Annotated in this window: 27 protein-coding genes and 1 other RNA gene; 7 read left to right on the top strand and 21 right to left on the bottom strand. The window is 40.5% G+C overall.

Features of this window, described 5'->3' with window-relative positions:
- Positions 1-146 precede the first annotated feature (146 nt).
- A complete protein-coding gene (locus CVT08_RS02995) occupies positions 147-1,076 on the bottom strand; it encodes a ribose-phosphate pyrophosphokinase (RefSeq protein ID WP_021084389.1) in 930 nt (309 codons plus the stop codon).
- Positions 1,077-1,249: 173 nt separating this feature from the next.
- Between CVT08_RS02995 and CVT08_RS02990 the strand changes: the two genes are divergently transcribed.
- The gene (locus tag CVT08_RS02990) at positions 1,250-1,612 is read left to right on the top strand and encodes a DUF488 domain-containing protein (protein WP_107856770.1); all 363 of its coding nucleotides are present in this window, start codon (positions 1,250-1,252) and stop codon (positions 1,610-1,612) included.
- On the opposite strand, the gene mnmA is transcribed toward CVT08_RS02990, so the two are convergent.
- Genes mnmA through aroQ form a run of 11 tightly spaced genes read right to left on the bottom strand, consistent with a single transcriptional unit; the run spans position 1,599 to position 10,440 of the window.
- The gene (gene mnmA / locus CVT08_RS02985; RefSeq protein ID WP_265094286.1) at positions 1,599-2,651 is read right to left on the bottom strand and encodes a tRNA 2-thiouridine(34) synthase MnmA; all 1,053 of its coding nucleotides are present in this window, start codon (positions 2,649-2,651) and stop codon (positions 1,599-1,601) included. The genes CVT08_RS02990 and mnmA overlap by 14 nt on opposite strands.
- Before the next feature lie 16 nt (positions 2,652-2,667).
- The gene (locus CVT08_RS02980) at positions 2,668-3,258 is read right to left on the bottom strand and encodes a TIGR00730 family Rossman fold protein (RefSeq protein WP_087583760.1); all 591 of its coding nucleotides are present in this window, start codon (positions 3,256-3,258) and stop codon (positions 2,668-2,670) included.
- Positions 3,258-4,112: a flagellar motor switch protein FliY gene (gene fliY / locus CVT08_RS02975; RefSeq protein WP_103566319.1), complete on the bottom strand. Its 855-nt coding sequence runs from the start codon at positions 4,110-4,112 to the stop codon at positions 3,258-3,260. The genes CVT08_RS02980 and fliY overlap by 1 nt, the downstream gene beginning before the upstream one ends.
- Complete coding sequence (gene fliM, locus CVT08_RS02970) at positions 4,102-5,205, bottom strand: flagellar motor switch protein FliM (RefSeq protein ID WP_012140115.1); 1,104 nt, start codon at positions 5,203-5,205, stop codon at positions 4,102-4,104. Before fliM ends, fliY begins: the two co-directional genes overlap by 11 nt.
- Positions 5,205-5,909, bottom strand: coding sequence for an RNA polymerase sigma factor FliA (locus CVT08_RS02965; RefSeq protein WP_107856772.1), 705 nt, complete (start codon positions 5,907-5,909; stop codon positions 5,205-5,207). The genes fliM and CVT08_RS02965 overlap by 1 nt, the downstream gene beginning before the upstream one ends.
- Entirely contained in the window at positions 5,881-6,225 is a 345-nt protein-coding gene (locus CVT08_RS02960) for a hypothetical protein (RefSeq protein ID WP_012140116.1), read from the bottom strand. The genes CVT08_RS02965 and CVT08_RS02960 overlap by 29 nt, the downstream gene beginning before the upstream one ends.
- Before the next feature lie 13 nt (positions 6,226-6,238).
- Positions 6,239-7,105, bottom strand: coding sequence for a P-loop NTPase (locus CVT08_RS02955; protein ID WP_107856773.1), 867 nt, complete (start codon positions 7,103-7,105; stop codon positions 6,239-6,241).
- Positions 7,098-8,456, bottom strand: coding sequence for a flagellar biosynthesis protein FlhF (gene flhF / locus CVT08_RS02950; protein WP_107856774.1), 1,359 nt, complete (start codon positions 8,454-8,456; stop codon positions 7,098-7,100). Before flhF ends, CVT08_RS02955 begins: the two co-directional genes overlap by 8 nt.
- A gap of 9 nt (positions 8,457-8,465) precedes the next feature.
- Entirely contained in the window at positions 8,466-8,942 is a 477-nt protein-coding gene (folK, locus tag CVT08_RS02945; RefSeq protein ID WP_107856775.1) for a 2-amino-4-hydroxy-6-hydroxymethyldihydropteridine diphosphokinase, read from the bottom strand.
- Positions 8,939-9,964 (bottom strand): aminopeptidase P family protein, encoded by a 1,026-nt coding sequence (locus CVT08_RS02940; protein ID WP_107856776.1) that lies wholly within the window; start codon positions 9,962-9,964, stop codon positions 8,939-8,941. Before CVT08_RS02940 ends, folK begins: the two co-directional genes overlap by 4 nt.
- A complete protein-coding gene (gene aroQ, locus CVT08_RS02935; RefSeq protein ID WP_107856777.1) occupies positions 9,961-10,440 on the bottom strand; it encodes a type II 3-dehydroquinate dehydratase in 480 nt (159 codons plus the stop codon). The genes CVT08_RS02940 and aroQ overlap by 4 nt, the downstream gene beginning before the upstream one ends.
- An 84-nt stretch (positions 10,441-10,524) precedes the next feature.
- Here aroQ and mqnF point away from each other — a divergent pair, with 84 nt between their 5' ends.
- The gene (mqnF, locus tag CVT08_RS02930; RefSeq protein WP_107856778.1) at positions 10,525-11,742 is read left to right on the top strand and encodes an aminofutalosine deaminase family hydrolase; all 1,218 of its coding nucleotides are present in this window, start codon (positions 10,525-10,527) and stop codon (positions 11,740-11,742) included.
- Positions 11,730-12,593: a signal peptide peptidase SppA gene (sppA, locus tag CVT08_RS02925; RefSeq protein ID WP_107856779.1), complete on the top strand. Its 864-nt coding sequence runs from the start codon at positions 11,730-11,732 to the stop codon at positions 12,591-12,593. The genes mqnF and sppA overlap by 13 nt, the downstream gene beginning before the upstream one ends.
- A 63-nt stretch (positions 12,594-12,656) precedes the next feature.
- On the opposite strand, the gene CVT08_RS02920 is transcribed toward sppA, so the two are convergent.
- The 4 genes from CVT08_RS02920 to CVT08_RS02905 all read right to left on the bottom strand — a co-directional run bounded on the left by CVT08_RS02920 (position 12,657) and on the right by CVT08_RS02905 (position 14,280).
- Complete coding sequence (locus tag CVT08_RS02920; RefSeq protein ID WP_107856780.1) at positions 12,657-12,884, bottom strand: ribonuclease; 228 nt, start codon at positions 12,882-12,884, stop codon at positions 12,657-12,659.
- The gene (locus CVT08_RS02915) at positions 12,865-13,398 is read right to left on the bottom strand and encodes a WG repeat-containing protein (protein ID WP_048809852.1); all 534 of its coding nucleotides are present in this window, start codon (positions 13,396-13,398) and stop codon (positions 12,865-12,867) included. The genes CVT08_RS02920 and CVT08_RS02915 overlap by 20 nt, the downstream gene beginning before the upstream one ends.
- An 88-nt stretch (positions 13,399-13,486) precedes the next feature.
- Positions 13,487-13,845, bottom strand: a transfer-messenger RNA (tmRNA) gene (gene ssrA / locus CVT08_RS02910).
- Positions 13,846-13,875: 30 nt separating this feature from the next.
- The gene (locus CVT08_RS02905; protein ID WP_004317574.1) at positions 13,876-14,280 is read right to left on the bottom strand and encodes a hypothetical protein; all 405 of its coding nucleotides are present in this window, start codon (positions 14,278-14,280) and stop codon (positions 13,876-13,878) included.
- 85 nt (positions 14,281-14,365) lie between these two features.
- Between CVT08_RS02905 and panB the strand changes: the two genes are divergently transcribed.
- Positions 14,366-15,181: a 3-methyl-2-oxobutanoate hydroxymethyltransferase gene (gene panB, locus CVT08_RS02900; RefSeq protein WP_107856781.1), complete on the top strand. Its 816-nt coding sequence runs from the start codon at positions 14,366-14,368 to the stop codon at positions 15,179-15,181.
- Positions 15,182-15,269: 88 nt separating this feature from the next.
- On the opposite strand, the gene CVT08_RS02895 is transcribed toward panB, so the two are convergent.
- The 3 genes from CVT08_RS02895 to CVT08_RS02885 are packed head-to-tail and all read right to left on the bottom strand — an operon-like array spanning position 15,270 to position 17,576.
- Positions 15,270-16,157, bottom strand: coding sequence for a cache domain-containing protein (locus CVT08_RS02895; protein ID WP_103647129.1), 888 nt, complete (start codon positions 16,155-16,157; stop codon positions 15,270-15,272).
- A complete protein-coding gene (locus tag CVT08_RS02890) occupies positions 16,150-16,521 on the bottom strand; it encodes an HIT family protein (protein WP_107856782.1) in 372 nt (123 codons plus the stop codon). Before CVT08_RS02890 ends, CVT08_RS02895 begins: the two co-directional genes overlap by 8 nt.
- Before the next feature lie 14 nt (positions 16,522-16,535).
- Positions 16,536-17,576 (bottom strand): AI-2E family transporter, encoded by a 1,041-nt coding sequence (locus CVT08_RS02885; protein WP_107856783.1) that lies wholly within the window; start codon positions 17,574-17,576, stop codon positions 16,536-16,538.
- Positions 17,577-17,782: 206 nt separating this feature from the next.
- Between CVT08_RS02885 and CVT08_RS02880 the strand changes: the two genes are divergently transcribed.
- Genes CVT08_RS02880 through CVT08_RS02870 form a run of 3 tightly spaced genes read left to right on the top strand, consistent with a single transcriptional unit; the run spans position 17,783 to position 19,082 of the window.
- A complete protein-coding gene (locus tag CVT08_RS02880) occupies positions 17,783-18,079 on the top strand; it encodes a hypothetical protein (protein ID WP_107856784.1) in 297 nt (98 codons plus the stop codon).
- The gene (locus CVT08_RS02875; RefSeq protein WP_107856785.1) at positions 18,076-18,492 is read left to right on the top strand and encodes a hypothetical protein; all 417 of its coding nucleotides are present in this window, start codon (positions 18,076-18,078) and stop codon (positions 18,490-18,492) included. Before CVT08_RS02880 ends, CVT08_RS02875 begins: the two co-directional genes overlap by 4 nt.
- 11 nt (positions 18,493-18,503) lie before the next feature.
- Complete coding sequence (locus CVT08_RS02870) at positions 18,504-19,082, top strand: hypothetical protein (protein WP_107856786.1); 579 nt, start codon at positions 18,504-18,506, stop codon at positions 19,080-19,082.
- Positions 19,083-19,125: 43 nt separating this feature from the next.
- On the opposite strand, the gene CVT08_RS02865 is transcribed toward CVT08_RS02870, so the two are convergent.
- Positions 19,126-20,205 (bottom strand): cytochrome C, encoded by a 1,080-nt coding sequence (locus tag CVT08_RS02865; protein WP_107856787.1) that lies wholly within the window; start codon positions 20,203-20,205, stop codon positions 19,126-19,128.
- A 23-nt stretch (positions 20,206-20,228) separates the two neighbouring features.
- Positions 20,229-21,239, bottom strand: coding sequence for a Holliday junction branch migration DNA helicase RuvB (ruvB, locus tag CVT08_RS02860; protein ID WP_103621175.1), 1,011 nt, complete (start codon positions 21,237-21,239; stop codon positions 20,229-20,231).
- Between the last annotated feature and the right edge of the window lie 33 nt (positions 21,240-21,272).

Here is a 21,272-nt window from a genome sequence, read left to right as displayed (position 1 = left end):
CGATTTGTATTTATTTGACTTCAAATTTAGGCTCTTCACAAGCAGGGTTTTAAGTCTTTTGGGCTAGAAATTTAACCCAAAAGATAAACATTAATTAGTCAAAACGAATAAATTTAGCAGGCTAACGCTTTAGCCTGCAATGGTTACTAAAATAAGCTATTTACGCTTTCGTTGTGATAAACACGGCGTATCACTTCGCCAAATAGTGAAGCCGTGCTTAGCACTTTTATACAAGGGAGTTCTTCTTTTAACGGGATCGTATCAGTCACCACTAGCTCGTCTAAAAAGCCAAGTTTTAGCCTATCATAAGCTGGTCCGCTAAGCACTGGGTGCGTACAAAACGCCATTACGCTAGTTGCGCCACGCTCTTTGAAAATTTCAGCTGCTTTTACGATGGTGCCAGCAGTGTCGATCATATCATCGACCAAGATCACGTCTTTGCCTTTCACATCGCCGATCACGTTCATCACTTCGCTCTCGTTTGCTTTCTCGCGGCGTTTATCAACGATGACCATATCTAGCAAATTTAGATTTTTCGCCAAGGCTCTAGCACGAGCCACACCGCCTACATCTGGGCTTGCTACGACTGGATTTGGTAAATTTTTAGCTTTTACGTAGTCGTTAAAGACAATGCTACCATAAAGGTTATCTACTGGGATGTCAAAAAATCCTTGAATTTGCCCTGCGTGAAGGTCCATAGTAACGACTCTGTCGATGCCTGCTGTTTGCATCATATTTGCCACTAGTTTTGCAGTGATAGGCACTCTTGGGGCTGCTTTTCTGTCTTGTCTAGCGTAGCCAAAATACGGCACTATCGCTGTTATAGAGCTTGCACTGCTGCGTTTTAAAGCGTCAGTTAAGATAAGAAGCTCCATTAAATTTATATTTGCTGGGGCGCATGTTGGCTGGATGACAAAAACATCTTTTCCACGCACGCTTTCGCCGATTTGCACGCTGATCTCACCATCGCTAAATCTTTTTATGCTAGCTTCACTGAGCGGAAGCGACAAATATTGCGAAATTTTCTTCGAAAGCTCGATGTTTGCGGTGCCTGAGAAAATTTTATAGCCTCTCATAATAGTAACCTTTTTTAGTGATTTTTATGTTGGGATTTTATCAAAATGAGCTTTAAATTTAAATTTATTTACCAACTAATTTTAGCCAAATTTTATACTCCAAAAGGCAAAATTTACACCAAATTTTTAAACCATTTTATATTTATAAATTTATGAGGACTAAGATAACAAGCATGTTTAAGATATGTAGAATTTACGACTTTATTAAAAGCGACGACGAGAGTTTTAAAGGTGTCTTTATCGATAGACTATATCCTAGAGGTGTGAAAAAAGAGATCTTTTCTAGCTTCATTTGGCTAAAATCAGTCACTCCATCAAACGAGCTAAGGTCATGGTTTCATGAGGATAAGGAGGCTAGGTTTGATGAGTTTTGCAAAAGATTTAGGCAAGAGCTAAATGGCAAAGAGGAGCAAGAGGGGCTAAAAGAGCTTAAGAAGCTAGAAAAAGAGTATAAAAACGTGGCGCTTCTAACTGCTGTCAAGGAGCCAGAATTTAGCCACGTTAAGGTGATAAAAGAGGCGCTTAGTCCTTTATAAAGCCGCTTGCGATGACGCGATCACCATCATACATCACGCAAAGCTGACCTTGCGCTACGCCAAGTGCGTTTTGATTTAGCGTTAGTTTTGCGGTTTTGTTATCCTTATCAACCTCTACAAAAGCCTCAAGCTTAGGGCTTCTATACCTTATCTTTGTTTCGCACTCAAATTTATCTTCATCTATAAATAAATTTACGTTTTCAAGCTCTACCACCTTTTGAGCAAGATCATCTTTCGTGCCGACAACTATCTCGTTTTTATCAGCGTTTATCTTGATGACAAAGTGTGGCTCATGAGCGCCAAAAACCTCAAAGCCACGGCGTTTGCCGATAGTGTAGTGCATGTAGCCTTGATGGCGGCCGATCACATTGCCGTCTTTATCGACCACGTTGCCTGGCAAATTTGTATTGTAGTGCTTGTTTAAAACCTCGATGTAGGTATTTTCAACAAAGCAAATTTCACTGCTTTCTGCCTGAGTAGCGAACTCTTCAAGCACTTTTACGCCTCTTGCTAGCTCTTTTATATCTTTTTTAAATTTATCCCCGAGCGGGAAAATGACATCTTTTAGCACCTCTTTTGGCACCTGAGCTAAAAAGTAGCTTTGATCCTTGCTAGGATCTTTGGCGCAGGTTATAAAACCATCAACCACCTGCACGTAATGCCCAGTAGCAAGCTTCTCGCAGCCATTTGCCTTTGCAAAGTCAAGTAGCGCACCAAGCTTTATAAATTTATTACACAAGGCGCAAGGATTGGGCGTTTTGCCCTCTTTATAGAGCCTGACAAATGGATCATAGACATATTCGTTAAATTTATCCTGCAGATCGAGGATATGCACTTTGATACCAAGATATTCGCCCACTTTTTTGACTTTTCTGATGTTTTCTTCGTGATATCCTGGCTTTTGATGAAGCATCATGTAGCAGCCTTGCACCTCATGCCCAGCCTCTTGCAGAAATTTAGCCGTCATCGTGCTATCTACGCCGCCGCTCATTGCAACCATTATTTTCATATTTTTACCTTTTTTAAATTTAAAGGCGATATTTTATATCTTATTTTTAAATAGCCAAAATTTCGCTTACGATAAGCTCTATATCATCGGTGATTTTATATAAATTTAAATCTTCTTCGTTTATCGTTTTTTGAGGGATCAGCGTCTTTCGTATAAACTCATCAAGCCCTTGCCAAAACTCGCATCCATAAAGAAAAATTTTCACTTTTTTGCTGCCAACATGAGCTAGCACTAAAATTTCAAATAGCTCATCAAGCGTGCCAAATCCACCAGGAAAGACGACAAATGCGATAGAGCTATCAGTTAGGGCAAATTTTCTTGGACTTAAATTTGAAAAGAGGTATTTTGCGGTGACGTATGGATTTGTTTGTTGTTCAAACGGTAGCCTCACGTTTAGTGCGACACTAGGTGATTTTGCGCTGTCAAACGCACCCTTGTTTGCCGCCCTCATTATGCCATCTCCGCCACCAGTTAAGATGGCAAAACCTAGCTCATTTAGCTTATAAGCTAGCTCGTATGCCTTTTTACAGTAGAAATTTTCTTCATCAAACCTAGCCGAGCCAAAGAAGGTTACATTTTTATTTTTATACTTTAAAACGCTTGGAAATTTTAAGAGATCATTTACTAATTCATTCATTATTTTAACTGCTGAAGCCTCTCGCGTTTTGAGCCTATCTGCGTGATCTGTATGCCGAAGTTGCCGTCTATTATGACTACTTCGCCAAGGGCTATCACCTTATCTCCTATCAAAATTTCAAGCGGGTCGTTTGCTAGCTGATTTAGCTCGATGACTGAGCCTATATCCATAGTGAGCACATCTTTTAAGAGCATCCTTTTTGAGCCGATACGAACGCGCATTGGTAGCCTTACGTCCATGATAAGGCCGATATTTCTCATCTCTTCTGCGCTAAATTCGCCCTTTAGTGCATGAGGAGCAGCTTGAGCCTTTGCGCCATCTGCTGGCTCGCTTTTAGCAGGCTCAAAAAATCTCATAAGCGTGTGATCGCAGACAAAAGCCACGTGCTCATTTAGATCCTCGATCTTTATGTTAAACAAAAAAAGCTTTTCAAAAACGCTAAAATCAAGCGATGAGTTTTCATCTAAGAAATTTACATTTATCACCTCAAAGCTGATCTTTGGCATGCCCTTTTGCGCTCCAAGAGAGGTGCTAAAGGCGCTAAAGAGGTTTGAAAATATCTCTTTTGCAGCATCAAGCTCGTCGCTACCGAGATTTTCATTACGTGAGATTTCCTCCTCGCCCATCATCCACTCGCTAACCGCACTTATAAGCACCGGCGTGCAGGCGATCTCTGCTTTTGCATTGATGTCACCACTTAATGTCACACTAGCCATGACAACTGGCGGCTTTATGCCATTTTGCGCTGGTGCGTCAAATTCGTTTCTCTCGCCGATCTCTGGCGCTCTGCCCGTCAGCCCTTCGATGGTCGCTTTTAGTTCATTTGAAAAGATGTTAAAAAATTCATTCGTCATTATCTTCGCTCTCTTCTTCGTTGTTGTGTTCGTTGGCCTCGTCGTATGCCATTAGTTTTGCTTTTCGCTCTTCTTCATATTTTTCTAGGATGTGTTTGATCTCGTCTTTATCAGAGCGGATTAGCTGCTCGATCTTGATAGACTTTCTAAATCTATGAAGTCCAACTTCAGCTAAAAATACCTCTTTTTTATCGATGCAAACGATCGCCTTATCATCAGCGCCTCTATCAAGCCTTAAGATATCGCCCTCTTTTAAATTTAAAAACTCATTTACGCTAACGATTGATTTACCTAGTATCGCCTCATAAAGCACCTCGGCACGGCCTATTAGCGTTTTTAGCTCTTTGTTTCTACTCTTTTTAGCGCTAGTTTCGCCAAGCATGATGTCCCTGTTTGCAAGGCGCGATAGGATCGGCTCTAGGTAGATGACTGGATAGCATAAATTTATCATGCCGCTTGAGCCGCCAACGATGATCTCCATGACGACCATGATGACGATCTCGTTTTGAGATACGATCTGCACGACGTTTGGACTGCTCTCTTTGGCCTCGACGTTTGGATACATATCAGTTATCATCGACCAGCTCTCTTTTAGACGCTGCATGATCATCCTAAGCACCGCATCAAGTAAATTTACCTCGATGTCAGTTAGCTCTCTGTTTGCCTCGAAATTTTCACCAGTTCCGCCAAGCAAGCGGTCTATCATAGGAAATGCTATGCTTGGATTTATCTCTAAGATGCAGTTTCCATCAAGTGGCTTTATCGAAAAGACATTAAAGCTAGTTGGACTTGGCAAGCTCATCAAAAACTCGCCATATGTCATCTGATCGACGCTGTGAAGCCTAAGTTCGACGATACTTCTCATGACACTTGAAATTTGACTAGCTAAATTTCTAGCAAGCTTGTCGTGGATGCCTTTTATCGCACGAAGCTGCTCTTTACTGACACGGTTTGGGCGCTTGAAGTCATAGATAATGATCTGCTTTTGCTCGCCTTGTGGGCTCTCTTCTATCTCGATATTGCTCGTATCGCCGTCTTCATCAACGACTTCAAGTAGTGCATCTATCTCTTCTTGACTTAAAATATCAGCCATTAAACCCCCAAGCTGCGTCTGATGCGATCAAGCAAACGTTTATGAATTTGTGAAATTCTACTCTCGCTGATGTTCATTATCTCGCTGATCTCTTTTAAATTTAGCTCTTCGTAGTAGTAAAGCTGAACGATCATCTGATCACGCTCATCAAAGTCTTTTAGTGCACTTTCGATCTTTAAGATAAGATCCTCTTTTTCTACGCTTTTTTCAACATCGCTTTGACCGATTAGCTCCATTTGCTCGTCTATTGGCAAAATGGTGATGATGCCACTAACGCCCCTTGCCTCTCTTATCTTTTCGATATCTTCATTTAGCTTTTCAGCCAGATACTCGTCGCTTGGCTCTTCTTCGTGTGTGTTAAAGTAGCTATCTATCTCGGTATTTATGCTCTTTACTAGCTTTCTGTCGCTTCTACTAACAACATCAAGCGCTCTAAGGTAGTCAAGCATCGAGCCATAAATTCTCTTTTTGCCATATCCCCAAAATGAGTCGTTTTGCTCTTTGTCATACTTCCTGCTAAGCTTTATCATCTCCTCAACGCCAACGCTTATAAGGTCATTTACGTCGATACTTGAAGGCAAGCGCTCCTTTAGTCTAAAGGCCATTGCACGCAGAGCTGGCATGTATTTTAAGACGATCTCGTCTTGCTCTTTTTTAATGGTGCTTTTATAAGCGTTAAGCTGCTTTTGCTTTAGTTCGTACATTTTGCTTACCAGAGTCTAAATTTTCGGTGGTTACTTTTAGCATGATATTTTCCATCCGTTTTTCCCTAACGTTTAGCTCAGAGATGAGATAATCAGCAATCTCCTCATGTCTTTGCTTGTCAAAAAATTTCTTCAAAGTCCTTTTTACATCGACGTAGTTCATTATCACGATGTGAATTATAAGGTAAAAAAATAAAGTAATAACTAGCGTATAAACGAGCATTTCGATAGGCTCGCTCACCTTTAGCAAGGTAAAAACTATGCCTATGAAAAATCCACAAACCGTAAAAAATGCTATAAAATTTTCTGCACGCAAAGCTCAATCTCCATTAAAATTGTTCTATCAAACGCTTAAAGAAGCCCCCAAAGCTCCTGCTTTGCTCATCTTTAAGCACTTTTCGTTCCAACCTATAAAGCAAATTCGAAGCAATATTCTTGATCTGCACGCTAGCAGAGCCGTAAGCTTCGTCATCTGTAAAGAGCGTCCTTTGTTTTATGCTCCTTGCCACACTCTTATCAGAAGCGACGTAACCAATTAGCTCTAAATTTAAGCTTGGCCCAATATTTGCATTTGCCACTCGCTTTACATTTTCATAAATTCTAGTGGCCTCAGCCTCGTTTTTTACCATATTTAAAAGCAAAAGCTCGTTATTTTTAAACCTTGAGACGATCTTTATGACCGCGTATGCATCGGTTATCGCCGCAGGGTCAGGCACAGTCACCACGACAACCTCGTCAGCCGCCTCTAAAAAGAGCTGCGTACTGCCGCCTATGCCAGCACCGGTGTCAATGATCAAAAAGTCAAGCTGATCAAGTTCGCTCGCCTCATCTAAAAATCTCTCAAATAAAAATTGATTGTTAAATTTCAAAATTTCATCGCCGCTCTCGCCAGGGATGAGGATGAGATTTTTATTTATAGGTATCAAGATGTCTTTTAAGCTGCACTCGCCCTTTAGCACGTGAAGCAGGTTTTTGCCCATTTTAACGTTTAAAATAACATCAAGGTTTGCAAGGCCTATATCAGCGTCAAAAAGCCCCACTTTATAGCCATTTTGCGACAAGACATTTGCCAAATTTGCACTTATCGTGCTCTTACCAACGCCGCCTTTGCCGCTTGTAATCGCTATAAAATGCGTATTTTTAGCCTTATTTTGAGACTGGACTAAATTTTGTAGCTTTTGTGCTTGATTATTCATCGCTAGCCTTTTGCTTTGTAAAGCCGTCAAACACGCACTCTACTAAAAATTCGCTCCTTGCCTCCACAAGGTCATCAGGCACCTCTTGACCCACGCTAAAGTAGCTAACTGGCGTATTTGTCTCATATATCAGCGAAAAGACGTTGCCAAAAATTTTGGTCTCGTCAAATTTTGTGATTATTAAAGTGTCGATCTCTAAAAATGAAAATCCATTATAAATTTCTATTAGGTCTTCAACCTTTGAGCCAGCTGAGAGGACTAAATTTACATCGATCTTTGCGCCGCTATGCTTTAAAAATTTATCAAGTCTTTCAAGCTTTTCTTTGTCATACTGCGAATTTCCGGTGGTGTCGATTAGGATCACGTCGCAGTAGCTAAGCTGCTTTATGGCGTTTTGAAAGTCCTCGACCTCTATGACGTCAAGGATCGGTAGCTTCATCATCTTAGCGTACTGAAATAGCTGCTCGACCGCTCCGATACGATATGTATCAAGCGTGATAATGCCCGTTTTATAGCGCTTTTCGTTGCCGTATGCAAAACGAGCCGCGAGCTTTGCAAGAGTCGTCGTCTTGCCAACTCCGGTTGGACCAACTAGCATCATTATGCGCTGTTTTTTATCATTTAGCTCTTTTCTACAAGGTAGCATATTTCTCAAAAGTGAGTAGAAGTACCTTTTTACCGCAGTTGGGTTGCTTTTCATAGAAACAGGCAAATTTTCAAGCGTCGTTTGCATGATCGCCTCTAGATGCTCCTCTTTCATGCCGCTTTGTTTTGCGAGCTTGTAAATAGTGGCAAACTCTGGCGGGATCGAGAGATTGTTGCGATTTGGGGCTTTTTCGTCCCAGATCATGTCAGTTATCAGCCCTATTTTCTCGCTTAGCACGCTTACTTGCTTTGCCATGTCATCTATTTTTTTATTCATGCCATTTGTATTTGGCTCTTTTATCTCGTTCATATCGACATTTGCGATCGCACTTATCTCTTTTGCGACGTCTGAGATATTTAAAAGCACGCTCTCATTTGGATCGTAAGGCTCAGGCGACGTCGTCTTTGCCTCAAATTTAGCAGGCTCCTCTTTTATCTCAAATTTTGGCTTTGGCGGCTCGTAGTTTTTGCTAAATTTAGAGTAGGCATTTTCATAATTTATAGCTTTTACATTTGGCTTTGGTGGCTGTTTTACCTCGTCCTCTTCGACGCTTACTAAAATTTCATAAAGCGGCTTTTTGTTTATCGTTTTGGCTTGAATTTGCTTTGTGGTAACGAGTATGGCCTTCTCGCCGCACGCTTCTTGCGCCTTTTTCAAAGCCTCGATGGTGCTCTCACCTGTAAAAGTATGAAATTTTGTAGCCATTTATATCCTTTAACCTCTCATAAGCCCTAGTGGCACGATCACGCTAAGCCTCTTGCTAGCCCCTGGGTGCGGGACAATAAGGCGCGGCGTCTTATAGACTTTTTTACTAAAATACAAAATATCCAGATCAAGCGTGCGTGGCGCATTTTTAAACGTCCTCACGCGCTTAAATTTACTCTCATAATGCCCCAAAATTTTTAGCAAATTTCTAGGGCTCATAGATGTTTGTAAATTTATAACAGCGTTACTAAAATCAGCCTGCTCTTCGTAGCCAAACGCCGCATTTATCAGGATCGGCGAGACTTCAACTACATGAAACCTACTATCACTTGTAATCGCTCTTATAAATTTATCAAACCTCTTTGCGCTATCGCCGATGTTGCCACCCATGCCAACTAGCGCCTCATACTTAAACTCATCTCTTTTTTCAAAAAAACTAGGGCAAAAACGGCTTTTTACGATCTTTCTTGCTCCAGCTAGCCTCATAAAATTTCGCACCCACCTTCTCTTGCGACCACTACGTCCTCGATGCGCACGCCAAATTCATTTTCTAGATAAATTCCAGGCTCTATACTAAAAACCATGCCCTCTTTTATGAGCGTTTCACTTCTTGCTGAGATGACTGGAAGCTCGTGTATATCGACGCCCACGCCATGTCCTGTCGAGTGAAAAAAGGCCTTTTCATATCCAGCCTTTGCTATGACGCTTCTTGCCGCAAGGTCTATCTCGCATGCCCTAATGCCAGCTCTTGTGACCTTTATCGCAGCAGCCTGAGCCTCTTTTACGATCTCGTAAATTTCTTGCATCTTGGCGTTTTTAAATTTTTGCTCCTTTGAAAAGTTAAAATTTTCATCAAAGCAAGCAGTTCTGGTGCGATCAGAGCAGTAGCGATTAAATTTAACCCCAGCGTCAAGTAGCAGCAAATCGCCCCTTTTTAAAATTTTATCCCCAGGCAGCGCGTGCGCCTTTGCGGCATTTTCATTTATCGCCACGATCGGATCAAAGCTAAGACCTAGCTCATTTTTTTGCCTAAAGATGAGCGAGGCGTTAAAATGAAGTTCCTTTTCGCTCATCCCTTCGCCATTTTCACGCACAAATTTAGCAAATTCATCAAAGCATTTTGCTCCAAATTCGCTAGCTCTTTTTAAAATTTTTACCTCATCTTCGCTTTTGCAAATTCTCTTTAGTCTAGAGAAATTTGCCTTTGGCTTGAAATTTATATTAAAACCCTTGCTAAGCGCGTTAAACTCGCTGATACTTAGCTCATCAGGGTTAAAAACAAGGCTTTTTGGCTTCATCTTTCTTAAAAAAGCCCGCACCTCGCTTATTAAATTTCTCTGCGCTAAAAGAACGACCACGCCAGCATTTACGCAACTTTTTGCCTCGAAATAATACCTCGCGTCCGTGAAAAAGTATTTCACGCCGTCAAGACATAGCAAAAACTCATTGTCGCAGCTGTAGCCACACTCGTAAAATACGGCGTTTTCGTCCTTTAAGATGAAATTCATTGTGCTTTTTGATTTGCTCTTACTGCTTTTATCTGCTCAAAAATTTGAAGCATGCCAATCATCGCCAAATGATAGCCAACTGGTCCAAAGCCCACGATCTGGCCTGCAGCAACTGGTGCGATAAGGCTTTTGTGACGGAATTCTTCTCTTCTATAAACGTTGCTGATATGCACCTCGATAACTGGCAGCGCAACCGCACTTAGCGCGTCACGGATAGCGATAGAGGTGTGAGTGTAAGCGGCTGGATTTATGATGATGCCGTCAGCATCGCCCAAGCACTCTTGAATCTTATCAACTAGCTCGCCCTCAAGGTTGCTTTGAAAAAACTCGATCTCTACGTCATTTTGATCGGCAACGATCTTCATTTGAGAGTGGATATCCTCCATCTTCATAATGCCGTAAATTCCTGGCTCTCTAGCGCCAAGCATGTTGATATTTGGGCCTTGGATAACCATTATTTTTAGCTTCTTATCCATGTCACTCCTTTTTGATTAAATAGCCCAAATTATACATTTTCGTTCCTAAATTTTCGCTACAATAACAAAAATTTAAGGCTAGAAATGGAAATTTTAAAAGCAAAAAAGATCATCACTGGCGGAGAAAATCCAAAAATTTTAAGAAATTCTTGTGTTGTCATTGATGAGGGTAAAATTTTAGAAATTACAAACGAAAAAGAGGCGCAAAAGAAATTTAAAGATGCAAAAATTTGCGACTTTGGTGAGAGTGTGATCGCCCCAGCCTTCGTAAATACGCACGTTCATTTGGAATTTAGCTCAAACGTTAGCACACTAAAATATGGTGATTTTATAAAGTGGCTTGGCTCTATCGTCGATAAAGGTGTCGAGCTAGCCAAGATGGACGCTAAAAAGGCGATGAGTGAAGCTATAAATTCGCTGCTAAAAAGCGGAGTTTGTGCCGTTGGCGAGATATCTAGCTTTGGTAGTGATCTTGAAATTTTAGCCGCTAGTCCGCTAAAAGTCGTGCTTTTTAGTGAAATTTTAGGCTCAAGCGAGCAAATGTGCGAACAAAATTTGCAAAATTTTTTAGCTAAATTTGAAAAGACAAAGGGCTATAAAAGCCAAAATTTCACCCCAGCTATCTCGCTGCACTCGCCCTACTCTGTGCACCCAAAGCTCGCCAAAGTCGCCCTTGAGATCGCTAAAAAAGAGGACCTGCTTGTAAGCACGCATTTTTTAGAGAGCAAGGCTGAAAAGCAGTGGCTAGAACGTGGCAGCGGTGGCTTTAAAAAACACCTTTTAAGATTTAGCCCAGATCCAAAGCCGATGTATGACGCGCAGGGCTACTTTGCGATGTTTCATGAGATAAATACACTCTTTACGCACTGCGTTTATGTGAGCGATTTTGCTAAATTTAAGCCTCACCACAGCGTGACACACTGCGCCGTTTCAAACAGACTGCTTGGCAAAAAGGCGCTAAATTTAAAAGAAATTTTCAAAAATAATATCAGTCTAAACATCGGCACAGACGGCCTTAGCTCAAATATCAGCCTAAATTTTTGGCATGAACTAAGAGCTGCTCTATTTACCCACGCCAGCCTTGATCTAAACGAGCTTGCCACTAGGCTTTTTGTCGCTGCAACACATGGAGGCGCAAAGGCACTTAGGACAAATAACGGCGAGATAAAAGCAGGACGCGCGGCTGATCTTGCCGTCTATAACGACCTAGAGTGCGATGATAGCGAGCTAATACTTCAGCTCATACTTCATACAAACGAGGCTAAAAAACTATATATCGGAGGCAAAATTTGCAAATTTTAAGGCTTATTTTTAGAGGAATTTTGGGAATTTTTAAATTTATCAACAACTACTTTAAAGCGCTCATATTTTTACTCATATTATTTTTTATTTTCGCGCCAGATGGCAAGATACAAGAGCCAAATTTAGCTCGCATAGACATCACCGGCACGATAGTAGATACTAGTGAAATTTTAGATGCGCTCGAAAAAGCAAGAGCTGATAGCAGCATCAAAGGCGTGCTGCTCTACATCGACAGCCCAGGCGGCGCGCTAAGCCCGAGCGTGGAGCTAGCCATGGCGGTCAAGCGACTAAAGGAGAGCAAAAAAGTGCTCGCATACGCAGCTGGCAACATGGCAAGTGGTAGCTACTACGCTGGCGTAAATGCCGACGCCATCATCGCAAACCCTGGTGCTTTCATCGGCTCGATCGGCGTCATCATGCAAGGGGCAAACATCGAAAATTTAGCCAAAAATCTAGGCGTGAGCGAGCAGGTGGTGAAGGCTGGCGAGTTTAAAGAAGCTGGCACCTTTATGAGGAGCTGGAGCAAGCAGGAGCGTGAGAGCTTGCAAGGGCTCGTAAATGACGCTTATATGCTCTTTGTAAGCGACGTGGCAGAGGCTAGAAATTTAGATATCAATAAAAAAGACGAGTGGGCAAACGCAAGGGTCTTTTTGGCGCACAATGCCCTAAAAATGGGGCTAATTGATAGCCTTGGTAGCTACATAGACGCTCAAAATGAGCTAGCTAAAATGAGCCTCGTAGATGAGCCAGTTTGGCAAGAAAAACCGCAGATCGAAAAGATAATGGAGAAATTTACAAAGCAAGGCATAAACTCGCTTTTTAACGCATTTTTCGAGACAAAACTTAGATAAAAAACCAGCCAAGTTAAATTTAACTGGCTGGCAAAGCTTTTTATAGCTAGCTTATTTTAAAATTCACTCGCTACCCACTAAGATATCTCGCTCTGCTATTTTTATCAAAAAAGTAGTTTCATTTATCCTTTGAAGCACCTCAAATTTATCATAAATGCTATTTTTGATAACGACATTAAAGTTTTCATCCAAAAGTCCAAATTTATCACCTAGTCGTGATAAGTAGAAAGTGTTATTTGACCTGTCTATAGCCTTATCAGGCACATCTATCTCATTTTTTGCTTTCGTCAAAAATAACAGAACATCCTTTGGTGTTTATATAACCCCATTTACCATCTTTTTTAACTCTAGCAAAACCTTCGTTAAAATCATAAGCGTCATCAAATTTACACTCTACGATCTGCTCACCTTTGGTATTTATATATCCGCACTTGCCATCTTTTTGAACAGCAGCAAGACCTTCGTTAAAACTCCAAGCAAAATCAAATTTACACTCTATGATCTGTTCGCCTTTGGTGTTTATATAACCCCATTTGCCATCTTTTTCAACCCAAGCAAAACCTTCACTAAAACAATAAGCATCATCAAATTTACACTCTATGATCTGTTCGCCTTTGGTGTTTATATATCCCCATTTGCCGTCTTTTTTAACTCTAGCAAAACCTTCGTTAAAATAATAAGCGTCATCAAATTTACACTCTACGATCTGCTCACCTTTGGTGTTTATATATCCCCATTTGCCATCTTTTTGAACAGCAGCAAAGCCTTCGTTAAATTCACAAACACAATCAAATTCCCAAAACATATCCCTCTCCTTTGTTTATATGAGTTGTGTTATTTTAGTTTATATTATTTTAAAAGTGAGTAAAAATTAAGAGAATTTTAAAGTAAGGTGGTGGAAGCGAGGGGGATCGAACCCCTGTCCAAAAGCAAAATCCGTACAGCCTCTACACGCTTAGCAAAAGTGAAAATTTCATCTAAAAAGGCTCACTTTCCAAAACCAAAATTTAGACTAAGACTAAAATTTCAGCTAGCAAGCAGTCACTTTGCTGGCCTACTCTAGCTAAATTACTCGCTTACATCCTAGCTAGAATGAGACAAAGCGAGGCTCAACTGAACTTACGCAGCTTTAGCGTAAGCAGGAGCGAAATTAACGTTGTTTGCGTTTAAATTTAATTTGAGCTTTTTACGCTTTGCTCAAAGCGACGTGCCACCGTACACACTCTGCTCCTGTCGAAGCCAAGTCGCTCCCATAAAAAATGAAATGGTTTAGTTGGATTGTTTAGTCAAGCTTTGCAGGTACGTCAATGATCTTAGGCTCAAGGACGCTAAAATACTCTAGGTCTTTCTCGACGTCGCCTTTGTATTTATGAAACTGATCGCTGATAAGCAGCAACCAATCTATAAATTTATCATTTGCTGGACCTTTTAAGCTTCTAGCCTCTTGAGTGACCTCTTCAGCCAAAGTCGTTAGTTTCAAGATCGGGTCAAGATGCATAAAACCTGCTGCTGATTTGATATTGTGAAAGATCCTAGAAAGCTCTAAAATGCTCTCCTTATACTTATCAGCTCTTCCTAAATTTATTATCAAAGGCTCTAGTAAATCGCACATCAAAGTGTAGTGGGAGAGAAACTCCTCAACTATATCGTAAGAATAATCGACTTCAAGCCTTTTTAATATACCCATTTTCATGTCCTTAAGAAATTGGCGTAATTGTAGCAAAAATTTGATAAAATTGTTAGCATTATCACAAATTTTACCGGACTTAGCCATGAAAGATGAAACAATCGCAAAGAAAAAACTAACTATAAATGATATAAAAAATAAAAAAGGCATCGAGCCTATCGTGATGATAACCGCCTATGATGCGCTATTTGCGAAGATTTTTGATGATTATGCTGATGTTATCCTTGTTGGCGATAGCTTAAACATGAGCTTTAACATGCAAGAGAGCACGCTAAGTGCTGATATGAGCACCATGCTTTATCACACAAAGGCCGTTTGTGCCGGGGCTAAAAAGAGTTTTATCCTAGCCGATATGCCATTTGGCAGCTACACAAACGAAAAACAAGCGATCAAAAATGCGATGAAATTTTTTAAGCAGACAAATGCCGATGCGGTGAAGCTTGAAGTTGGCATGCATCAGGTAAATTTAGTAAAACGCCTCTGTGAAGAGGGCATAAACGTGACGGCCCACATCGGACTAAAGCCGCAGTTTTTTAAATTTGAAGGCGGATACAAGATAAAAGGTAGAAGCGAGCTTGAGGCAAAAAGGCTGGTTGAGGAGGCTTTGGCGTTTGAACAAGCTGGCGCGTTTAGCATACTTCTTGAGGGCACGCTTAGCAACGTAGCAAGCGAGATAACAAGACAGGTTCGTGTGCCAGTTATCGGTATAGGCTCTGGAGCAGATGTCGATGGTCAGGTGCTTGTCTGGTCTGATATGCTGGGATTTTTCGAGGACTTTAAGCCTAAATTTGTTAAGCGCTATCTTGACGGAGCCACCCTTGTGCGAAAAGGCGTGCAAAGCTACACTAACGAAGTAAAAAGCAAAATTTTCCCAAGCGAAGAGTTTTCGTATAAGGGCTAAATTTATAGTCCAAGCTTATAAAGTAGCCACATAAAAACTCTGTAAAAAGCTCTAGCAACACTAAAGCGCTAGAGCATACTTTTTTATTTTAAAAAAGCTCTTCTGATTCAAGATAATTTTGCGAGATGTTTCGCTCTTTTTCGTCGGTATTTACGTGAAGAACGTAGTAGCCTATCTGCGTGTTGCTAGCATCAAGTAGTGGCACAACGCAAAAATAGTGCGTCTTATATACGTAAAATTCATACTTTTTAAGGTCGATATCACGCAAAATTCCAACTATATTTAAATTTGCACTGCTTAAATTTTCGATGTAATAATCACTTAAAATTTGATCACTTGGCGCGCTTTTATGTGCTGGCATCTTATCTTTTGATAGGAGCACAAAGAGGTCTATGCCTTGCGTTTTATAGAAATTTCCAAGTGAGTCGTAGTTTAGTAAAACCTCGATGCTACCGATGTTTTTACCCTCATGCATCACATTTGAAACAGCCCTTATATGCACTCCAGCATACCACGCCTCGATGCCAACCATAGGCCTATCTTGACGCCTTGACTCTTGGACTAAAAACCTACCGCTAGCGATCATATCGCCATATCTGTTTAGATCCCAGCTTCTTACGTAGCTTTTTAGATCCTTGTCGTAAAGATGAAGCTTGATGTTGTTATACATGGACGCTGCGCCAAGGGTTTTGGTCAAATTTTCAATATTTTTTACGCATTCGTCGCGGTTTTGACCTAGCAAGCACATCTGTATAGACTCATTTTGAGCAAGCAGGATCGAGATCGCCATTGATGAAAATTTCTCATCATCGATGCTTTTGTTTAGCTGCTTTACATGGTAGTCAAAAAAGACACGCATATTGTTTTGCTTTTTTTCAGCCATGTATGAGCTATAAAGAAAGTAAAAAAGGCTACCAAGCACCGCAAAAACGACTAAAACGATATAGATATTAAAATATTTTTTGTATTTACTCAAAACTAAGCCTTAGTTTTTTTTCTAAAAATTTAGCAAATTCATCAAATTTAGGCAGCTCAAGCTCGCTTTTTCTTTTGGGGCTAGCCCAAACGCTATCTGGGAAAAATGCATCCTTTTCAAATCTCGCAATAACGTGAATATGCACGTGTGGTACGTAGTTTCCAAAGCTTGCGATGTTTATCTTAGTTGGTTTATAAAACTCAAGCATAGCCTTTTCAGCCACTAGCATCGCTTCAAAAAGCCTAGCTCTACTAGCCTCGTCGCAGTCACTTAGCTCGCGGTAGGGCTTAGCTGTAAAAATTTTCACCCACGGAAGCTCGTTCTCTTCGCGCTCAACTCTTATAAATTTGTCTTCATATATCATATTTTGCCCCTATTTTATACGAAATTTCTCTCTCGCAAAAGCGTGTAAAGCTTGATCGTTGAGATAAAAAATGTCACGATCGCAGGTCCGAGGATCACGCCCCAGAAGCCAAACGTCGTGATACCAGCGATCATCGCAAAAAAGATGAGTAACTCGTTTATCTTTGTTGGTATCTTGACTAGTTTTGAGTTTATAAATTTAATGACAAGCGGCTTTAGCAAGGTATCTGCGGCAAACGAGATCACGATAATGGTATAAAGCGCGATCGTGATAGCGGCTGCTGTATTACCATTTGCAAACTCATAAATACTAATAGGCGCCCAAGCTAGCAGACCGCCAACGACTGGGATGAGTGAGGCGAAGCTAAAAAAGATGCCAGTTAGCACACCGTCGTAGCCGTAAAAACTGGTGATAATGGCAAACAAAAAGCCCTGAATGATCATATTTGCAATGGTTGAGTAAAAAACGACGCTCATCACGTTGCCAACCTCGCTTAGCAAAAACTCAGTGTCGTCTTTTTTAAGCGGCAAAGACTCTTTTAAATAGTTGATAAGCTCGTTGCCATAAAGGTTGCAAAAGAAGAAAAAGACCAGGATGATGATCATATCGACGCCAAATTTAAGGCTTAGCTTGCCAAGGCTCGCGAGATTTGCCGCTACTTGCGAAAAGAGCAGCTTAAGATCAAGGCCACTTATAAATTCCTTTATCCTCGGCTCTAAGAAATTTATCGACTCTGGCAGGCTAAAGTCGTAGTTTTTGATAAATTCAATGGTCTTTGTGACGTTGTTTATGTCAAAGCCAGCTGCGTATTTCGCGATCTCTACGACGGCATAAAGTAGCGGCGCGATAAATAAACAAAGAAGCGCAAATGTCGTAAGACCTGACGAGAGCGTTTTGCGGTTTTTAGTAAGCGTTAAAAATGCGATCTGCACGTTTGCAACAGCCACCGCGAGCAGTGCTGCGATAAAAATGTCAAGTAAAAATGGTTTAAAAAGATAGACCACCAAAGCCAAAGCACAAAACGCAAAAATTCCAAAAAACAGCCTATTATTCATCTCGCTCCCTTAAAATGGGGTAATTATAGCAGATTTTATTTTACATGCTTAGATAAGTTATTGTCTATATAGAGCATGAGTTACATTTTAGTTTTAAATATTTTATAAACATTCATTTAATTTTTGTATATCTTTTATAAAATTTTAAGTAATCTCTAAGCTGGGGGGGGGGCAGAATAACACTTATATTTTTTTAAGGAGAAAAAATGAGTATTTATCCGTTTAAAAGTGGCTATGAGATGCTTTACAACAACGGTGGATTTGAGATTGTCTTTGGACTAAGTGAGGATTGTGGTGACATGCGCATTGGTATGAGATGGACTGCTACTGCATCAAGTGAAAGTGGCTATCCAATAGGTAAAAATGGAGAGCCTAGGTACTTTATACTCTCACAAGACCTTGATATAACTTTTTTAGCTACTCTTTTGGGCGGCGGAAAAGAAAATGACAAAAAAATAGTTAAAGCCATAAAAACTCTTATTATACAAGGAGAGAAAAAATGAAATTTTTTATCACTCTTTGTATCCTTTTTGGTTTTTGCATATCAGCTTTTGGAGAAGATGCATTTATACTAAGGCTAAATGGAAGCAAATCTTCTTTTACTATTACCTCCAAAGTAGATTTTTTAAGAATAGATAACTTTATAGTAAATAGAGGAAGATGCGAAACCACTTGGTTTGCAACAAACTATATAGGCGAAAAACCTGTAGAATTTTATGTATATAGTAACAATAATGGATTAATAATCAATAAAAAATCCGATAGATTAAACAAATTTACATTTGATATATTTGGCCATTTTACAGCAAGTGTAATTCTTGGCTTTGGAGAAACCCATAGATTTTCTGCTGATTGCAATGCTATAGAGATAGTAGTAGTGACAAATTTTGGCAACTTTACATATAATATAGAATAAAAGGATGTAGTATGAAAAAAATTATTTTGTTTATTTGTATATTTTTATCATCCATAAGTGCATCTGAAAATGCACCTTTTGAAGCAAAACTACTATTAGAAATAAAAAATATTAGTTATCCTATAAATTTAGATGATGCATATGTAAAGATAATATCCAAGGTGGACGATCTTGTAATCAATAAATTTTCGCCAAAAGAGTTGTTTAAAAATGAAGGATACCGGCCAAGACTACAAGCCATATGGCAAGTTATTGTAGATAATCGTGCCTTTAATGTAACACTTGAAGGAGGGGCTTACTATGGAGAATACTTTATACATGAAGAACTTTCTAAAAATAAAGGAGAATTTAATTTAGAAAAATACAAAGATTTAAAGTCATTTGCCAAAAAATATGGCAAAGATGCTGTTAGCGTAAAACTATCAAAAGGAGAAGAAAAGATATTTAAAATACATTCTTACGATTTTCCTAGCAATGGTGCTGTAAAAACAACGATCTCAACAAACTATGGAGACTTTGACATAGACGTAGATAATCTACCTTTTGATGCTCCTTGGGCGATAGATATTGTGCCTAAAGATGAAGACTAAGCCATTTTTGGGTAGCCAAAATTTGGCTACCCAATTTAGCCTTTTACGTGCACTGAAAATTTGCTCCGACAACCTCGCATTCATCACAAATTTGCATATAAATAGTGCCCTCACCGTCTATCAAAGCACCAAAAGGAATTTGCGCTAGATATCTCATCGTTTTACCACATTTTGGGCAGGCTAGATACTCGCTATCTTGCTGCCACTGCGGATATCCGCCAAGCAAAATTTCACTATCTATCATATATGAGTAGTGAGCGCAAACCTCACTGGCTAGCTCAAATTTTTGCCCATCAAGCACCGCCACAGCCTCTCTTACATAGTCTTCGCTCTCGCCCTCGCCTACCACTTCTGTTTGAACGCTTTTGCCGTCATTTTGGCAAAAGTACTGCACCAAGCCCACGCATGTCGGGCAAAATTTAAGCACAGCGTCATTTTTAAGCTCTAGCCCAAGTCGCTTTAGGCTCTCTTTTTTGATAGTGAGTTCTAGCATCTCGCCGTTACAAAATTTACATTTTTCATCATTTGCAGCTTTAAATTTAATGCTTGCTTCTGCGCTTTGGCTTGGCTGGCAGGTAAAGCACTTATCAAAAACTAGGCTTCTTCTCTTACCACTGCTATCAAAGCTCCAGCCAGCAACCTGCGCGTATCCATCCATATCAACGTGAAGCTTTGCCTTCCAAGGCTTTGGCGCATTATAGAGCTTAAAAAATAGCTCCCTTACTACCTCATCGCCCTGCCATGCAAGTGCTGATAGGATGTGATTTAGCTTGACTATATTTTCTTCGCTTGAAAGCCTCTTTATAAGCTCATCTCTGATCTTTATTGAAGCCTTTTTGTAAATTTCAGGTGGGTAGTACCCGCTGTTTTTTGTCACTTCTTCGATGATCTGCTCGTCGCAAATGCCATGCAGATAAAAAATATATGTGAGGTCGCTGTAAATTTCATCATATTTATATAGCTCGTCAATGCGAGCGAGGATATCTTTCTGCCTCTTTTTGATCTCATCTTCGCTTAAGCCCTCGTAAAACTCCAGCTTCTCTTTTTGCCTGCACTCATAACAAATCCCGTCAAAGTAAATCGTCCTTTGCTTGCACTTAGGACAAAGATGTGGCTCGCTCATTTTTGCTCCAAATTTAAATTTCGCTACTCAAAAAGCCCTTTTTCGATGTCGATCTTGACGTTAAAGGTCTCAAAACACTTCGCACTAGCGATCCTGCCCTTTGCGGTGCGCTCGATAAAGCCATTTGCAAGCAGATATGGCTCGATCACGTCCTCAACCGTGCCTTCGTCCTCGCTAAGTGCCGCAGCGATCGTGCTAAGCCCCATAGGACGGCGCCTTGCTTGCATTAAAATTTCTAAATACCTAATATCCATCTCATCAAATCCAAGCGAATTTACACCAAGCGCATTAAGTCCCTCTTTTGCGCGCTCGTGGCTGATGACTAGCTCGTCATTTACCTCGGCAAAGTCGCGGATACGCTTTAGCAGTCTAAGGGCGATCCTAGGCGTGGCACGTGAGCGTTTGGCGATCTCCAAAGAGGCGTTTTTGTCGCACTCTTTGCCAAGCTTAGCAGAGGCGATCTGCACGATACGGCTTAGCTCGCTGCTTGTGTAAAACTGCAGCCTAAAGTCCATCCCAAAGCGGTCTCTAAGAGGCGCTGAGATCATACCAGCACGAGTAGTCGCGCCGATAAGCGTAAATTTTGGCAAGTCTATCTTGATAGTCTGAGCTGCAGGCCCTGAGCCTATGATGATGTCTAGCCTAAAGTCCTCCATCGCAGGATAAAGCACCTCTTCGATAGCTGGGCTTAGGCGGTGGATCTCGTCGATAAAAAGCACGTCGCCCTCTTGTAAATTTGTAAGGATCGCCGCGAGATCGCCACTCTTTTCTATCATCGGCGCTGCGGTCATTTTGATACTTACGCCCATTTCGTTTGCGATGATGTGAGCAAGGGTGGTTTTACCAAGTCCTGGAGGGCCGTAAAATAGCACGTGATCTAGGCACTCATTTCGCTTTTTGGCTGCTTTTATAAAGACGTCTAAATTTTGTTTTATCTTTTCTTGTCCGATGTAGTCTTCAAATTTGCTAGGTCTTAGCGAGACTTCAAAGTCATTTTCAAAGCTTACTTTTTCGATTTCAACGATTCTATCCAAAGTTTTTCCTTCTAAATTTAAGGCTTCATTTTA

This window comes from Campylobacter concisus, assembly GCF_003048835.2.
GTDB classification, from domain to species: Bacteria; Campylobacterota; Campylobacteria; order Campylobacterales; family Campylobacteraceae; genus Campylobacter_A; species Campylobacter_A concisus_D.
This window is presented reverse-complemented; position numbering and strand designations above follow the sequence as displayed.